We start from the raw sequence: 4,052 nt of genomic DNA, 5'->3' as shown, positions 1-4,052 counted from the left end.
ACCTCGGCACGCGACTGCAATACGTGTTTCTTTCGATAGCTGTGTCGGCGCACGTCACCGAGATCCTGAAATATGCCATCGGTCGCGGACGCCCCTTCGTTGGCGGCAAGGCAAATCCGTTCAACTTCGTCCCGTTCGAGGGAACGGGGGCTTATGCCAGCCTGCCCTCGGGGCATGCGGTGGCAGCGTTCGCGCTCGCGTTTGCCGTATCGGCATTGTGGCCGCGCCTGCGCGTGGTCATGTTCACTTACGCGATCGTGATCCTGCTGACGCGCCTGGTGCTGCTGGCGCATCACCCGAGTGACGTGGTCGCCGGCGCCCTGGTCGGAACGGTCGGCGCCATGGCCGTCCGTTACTGGTTCGCGGCCCGAAAGCTCGGCTTTGCCATCCGAGCCGACGGCACCATCGTGCCGCTTGCGGGATCAATCCCGGGCCGGCTCAAAAGGGTTGCCCACGGGGCATCCGCCCCATAAAAGCGGCTGCCTGCCGAGGCCCTCGGTTCCCTCAAGGGCAGGTCATTCAACCACGAGCCTTGATTTGTCGACGTCCCAGCCTTCGGTTTCCATCGTCGTTCCCGTGCGCAACGAAGCCGACAACATCGCCCCGCTGATCGTCGAGATCGGTGCGGCGCTCGATGGCCGCTGGGACTACGAGATCATCTATGTCAACGATGGGTCGACCGATGCGACCGGCGAGAGGCTTGCGGCGATCATGGCACAGCGGAGCAATCTGCGGCAGCTTCGCCATGCCCGATCGGGCGGTCAATCCGCAGCGGTGCGCAGCGGCGTGCATGCGGCGCGCGGGGCGATCGTGGCGACGCTCGACGGCGACGGCCAGAACAATCCGGCCTTCCTGCCCGACCTGATTGCGGCAGTGGAGAAGGGGGCAGGGCGCGTCGGCCTCGCCGCCGGGCAGCGCGTCGGACGCAAGGATACCGGCTTCAAGAAATTCCAGTCGCGCGTGGCCAATGGGGTTCGCAACGCGATCCTGAAGGACGGAACGCGCGACACCGGCTGCGGCTTGAAGGCGTTCCGGCGCGACGTCTTCCTGATGCTGCCCTATTTCGACGGGCTGCATCGTTTCCTCCCGGCGCTGGTCCGCCGCGAAGGCTACGACATCGCCTATGTCGACGTGGTCGACCGGCCGCGCCATTCCGGGGTATCGAACTACGGCTTCTTCGACCGGCTGTGGATCGGCATCTTGGATCTCGCCGGCGTGTGGTGGCTGATCCGCCGCAAGAAGCCGACGCCCGAAGTCATTGAGGTGAACGCATGATCATTCAGTACGGTCAGGCGCTGAGCAACTATCTCTACGACGTCTTCGTCGCCAAGTTCGACTTCTGGCTGGCGTTCGGCCTCGTCGCGCAATTGTTCTTCACGGCGCGCTTCCTGGTGCAGTGGATCGCGAGCGAGCGCGCCGGCAACAGCGTGGTGCCGATGGCATTCTGGTTCTGCTCGATGGGCGGCGGGCTGATGACGCTGGTCTACGGCGTCGTGAAGCGCGAGCCCGTCATCATCCTCGGGCAGTCGCTCGCGACCGTCATCTATATCAGAAACATCATGCTGATCTGGAAGAACCGCGGCACCGCCTCGAAGACGCTGGACCGCTGAGCTGAGGCACTGGCGGCGGCGGGCTCACATCGCCGCGTTGAGGGCTGCGAAGCCGCGGTCGAGATCGGCCTTGAGGTCGTCGACGCTCTCGAGCCCGATGTGAAGGCGCAACGTCGGTCCGCCCGGCGCCCATTTGGTCGCGGTGCGATAGCCGTCGCAATCGAAGGGGATCGCAAGGCTCTCGAACCCGCCCCAAGAGAAGCCCATGCCGAACAGCTTGAGCGTGTTGAGCATGGTGTCGACGGCCTGCTGCGGCGCCGGCTTCAGCACGATGCTGAACAGGCCGGATGCTCCTGTGAAGTCGCGCTTCCAGATGGCGTGACCGGGATCGGTCTCAAGCCCGGGATGCAGCACGCGCGCAACCTCAGGCCTCTCCGCCAGCCAGCGCGCCATCTCGAGCCCGGAGCGATGATGCTGCGCCAACCGCACCGACAACGTGCGCAGGCCGCGCAGGGCGAGGAAGACGTCATCGGGCCCGGCGCAAACGCCGAGCAGGCGGATGCCTTCGGCAATCATCGGCCAGGCCTTGGCGTTGGCCGAAATGGTCCCGAACATGATGTCGGAATGGCCGCCGATATACTTGGTGGCGGCCTGCATGCTGATGTCGACACCCTGTTCGAGCGAGCGGTGGTAGAGCGGGGTTGCCCAGGTGTTGTCGTCGATGACGAGCGCCCCTTTCGCATGCGCGACCTCGGCGATGGCGCGGATGTCCGGCATCTCGAACGATTGCGAGCCCGGAGCTTCCACCAGCACCGCGCGGGTGTTGGGCTTGAACAGCTTGTCGACGCCCGCGCCGATCAACGGATCGAAATAGGTGGTCTCGACGCCGTAGCGGGCGAGCATGCCGTTGCAGAAATTGCGCGAGGGCCTATAGACGTTGTCGACCACAAGGATATGGTCGCCTGCCTTCAGCACCGAGAGCAGGGTGGTGGAGATCGCCGACAGCCCCGACGGCACGATGCCGACGCCGGCGCATTGCGGCCCCTCCAGCGCCATCAGCGTCTCCTGGAACGCCTTGGTGGTGGGGGAACCGTGGCGGCCATAGGTGAACTCGCCGCGATGGGCGTGCAGGTCCTCGGCGGTCGGATAGAGCACGGTCGAGCCGTGGAAGACAGGTGGATTGACGAACCCCTTCTGCGCCTTGGTGTCGCGGCCGGAGGTGACCAGCCGGGTCTCGGCGTGCTGCTGGGAGGGGTGCGAGGAATCCATTCGTCTGCCTTCAAAACCGCGTTTCCACGGGACGCAAGCGCGCCCGCGCGCCGGCCGAAAGGCCGTCATCGTTAATAACAGAACACAGAAGACTCCCGTCAACCCCTTGACCCGGCAAGCCAGTCGTTCTGTGATGCGCAGGTGCTATTCAGTCGCCGCATGTTGAGGGGCCTGCCGCGATCTTCGTTCCATCGTCCGACCGGACCGCGCGCCGCAGCCGCAACGGCGGGCGCCTTTCGGAGGGATGAAGGTATGGCCTCCCGAGATTGGCGAGTGTTCGGCAAGGTTTCCCAGCATGACTCTTGCAAGGCCAGATCTTAGAAGACCTGGCCTGGCGGAACGATCCTGAGACAACATTCCTGACCTTGAGACGACCTTGAAAGGCCCAAAGCCCATGAAACGCGTAGCCCTGGCTCTCACTCTTGCTCTCGCCGCCGGCCTCACTGCCCAAGCCGCGAATGCGCAAACGCTCAAGACCGTCAAGGACCGTGGCATGCTGTCCTGCGGCGTCAGCCAGGGCCTGCCTGGTTTCTCCTCGCCCGACGACAAGGGCAACTGGACCGGTCTCGATGTCGACGTCTGCCGGGCCATCGCCGGCGCGATCTTCAACGATCCGGCCAAGGTCAAGTTCGTGCCGCTGTCCGCCAAGGACCGCTTCACCGCACTGCAGTCCGGCGAGATCGACGTGCTCTAGCGCTACACCACATGGACCATCTCGCGCGACACCTCGCTCGGCGCCAATTTCACCGGCGTGACCTACTACGACGGGCAGGGCTTCATGGTGAAGAAGTCGCTCAAGGTGAATTCGGCGCTCGAGCTCAACAGCGCATCGGTCTGCGTGCAGACCGGCACCACCACCGAGCAGAATCTCGCCGACTACTTCAAGGCCAACAACATGAAGTACGAGGTCATCGCGTTCGCCACCAACGACGAAACGGTCAAGGCCTATGAAGCCGGGCGCTGCGACGTCTTCACCACGGACCAGTCGGGTCTGTACGCCAACCGCCTCAAGCTCGCCAGCCCCAACGACCACATGGTGCTGCCCGAGATTATCTCGAAGGAGCCGCTCGGCCCGATGGTGCGCCACGGCGACGACCAGTGGTTCGATATCGTGAAATGGACGCTGTTCGCCATGATCACCGCCGAAGAGCTCGGGGTGACCTCGAAGAACGTCGACGAGAAGGCGAAGCTGGAGAACCCGGAGATGAAGCGGGTTCTCGGCAGCGACGGCAA

The 4,052-nt window shown here is 64.4% G+C and carries 4 protein-coding genes and 1 pseudogene; 4 read left to right on the top strand and 1 reads right to left on the bottom strand.

The window, feature by feature from the left end; genetic code table 11:
* The 3 genes from JHD07_RS34505 to JHD07_RS34495 all read left to right on the top strand — a co-directional run.
* A partial coding sequence (locus tag JHD07_RS34505) for a phosphatase PAP2 family protein (RefSeq protein WP_291630293.1) occupies positions 1-473 on the top strand: 473 nt, incomplete at its 5' end.
* A gap of 64 nt (positions 474-537) precedes the next feature.
* Positions 538-1,275, top strand: coding sequence for a glycosyltransferase family 2 protein (locus JHD07_RS34500; RefSeq protein WP_291630291.1), 738 nt, complete (start codon positions 538-540; stop codon positions 1,273-1,275).
* Positions 1,272-1,610 carry a lipid-A-disaccharide synthase N-terminal domain-containing protein gene (locus JHD07_RS34495; RefSeq protein ID WP_008559030.1) on the top strand — a complete coding sequence of 113 codons (339 nt, stop codon included), beginning with the start codon at positions 1,272-1,274 and terminating at the stop codon, positions 1,608-1,610. Before JHD07_RS34500 ends, JHD07_RS34495 begins: the two co-directional genes overlap by 4 nt.
* Positions 1,611-1,634: 24 nt before the next feature.
* On the opposite strand, the gene metC is transcribed toward JHD07_RS34495, so the two are convergent.
* Positions 1,635-2,819, bottom strand: a complete 1,185-nt coding sequence (gene metC / locus JHD07_RS34490; protein ID WP_291630288.1) for a cystathionine beta-lyase — start codon at positions 2,817-2,819, stop codon at positions 1,635-1,637.
* Positions 2,820-3,213: 394 nt separating this feature from the next.
* On the opposite strand from metC, the pseudogene JHD07_RS34485 reads away from it, so the two are divergent.
* Positions 3,214-4,052: pseudogene (locus JHD07_RS34485) on the top strand (amino acid ABC transporter substrate-binding protein); the annotation flags it as partial.

The sequence above is a fragment of the Bradyrhizobium sp. genome (assembly GCF_016462955.1).
Classification (GTDB): domain Bacteria; phylum Pseudomonadota; class Alphaproteobacteria; order Rhizobiales; family Xanthobacteraceae; genus Bradyrhizobium.
This window is presented reverse-complemented; position numbering and strand designations above follow the sequence as displayed.

Bases quoted from the DNA above. Each gene is read 5' to 3' on its own strand.
- JHD07_RS34495 (WP_008559030.1), top strand. From the start codon at position 1,272: ATGATCATTCAGTACGGTCAGGCGCTGAGCAACTATCTCTACGACGTC.
- metC (WP_291630288.1), bottom strand. From the start codon at position 2,819: ATGGATTCCTCGCACCCCTCCCAGCAGCACGCCGAGACCCGGCTGGTC.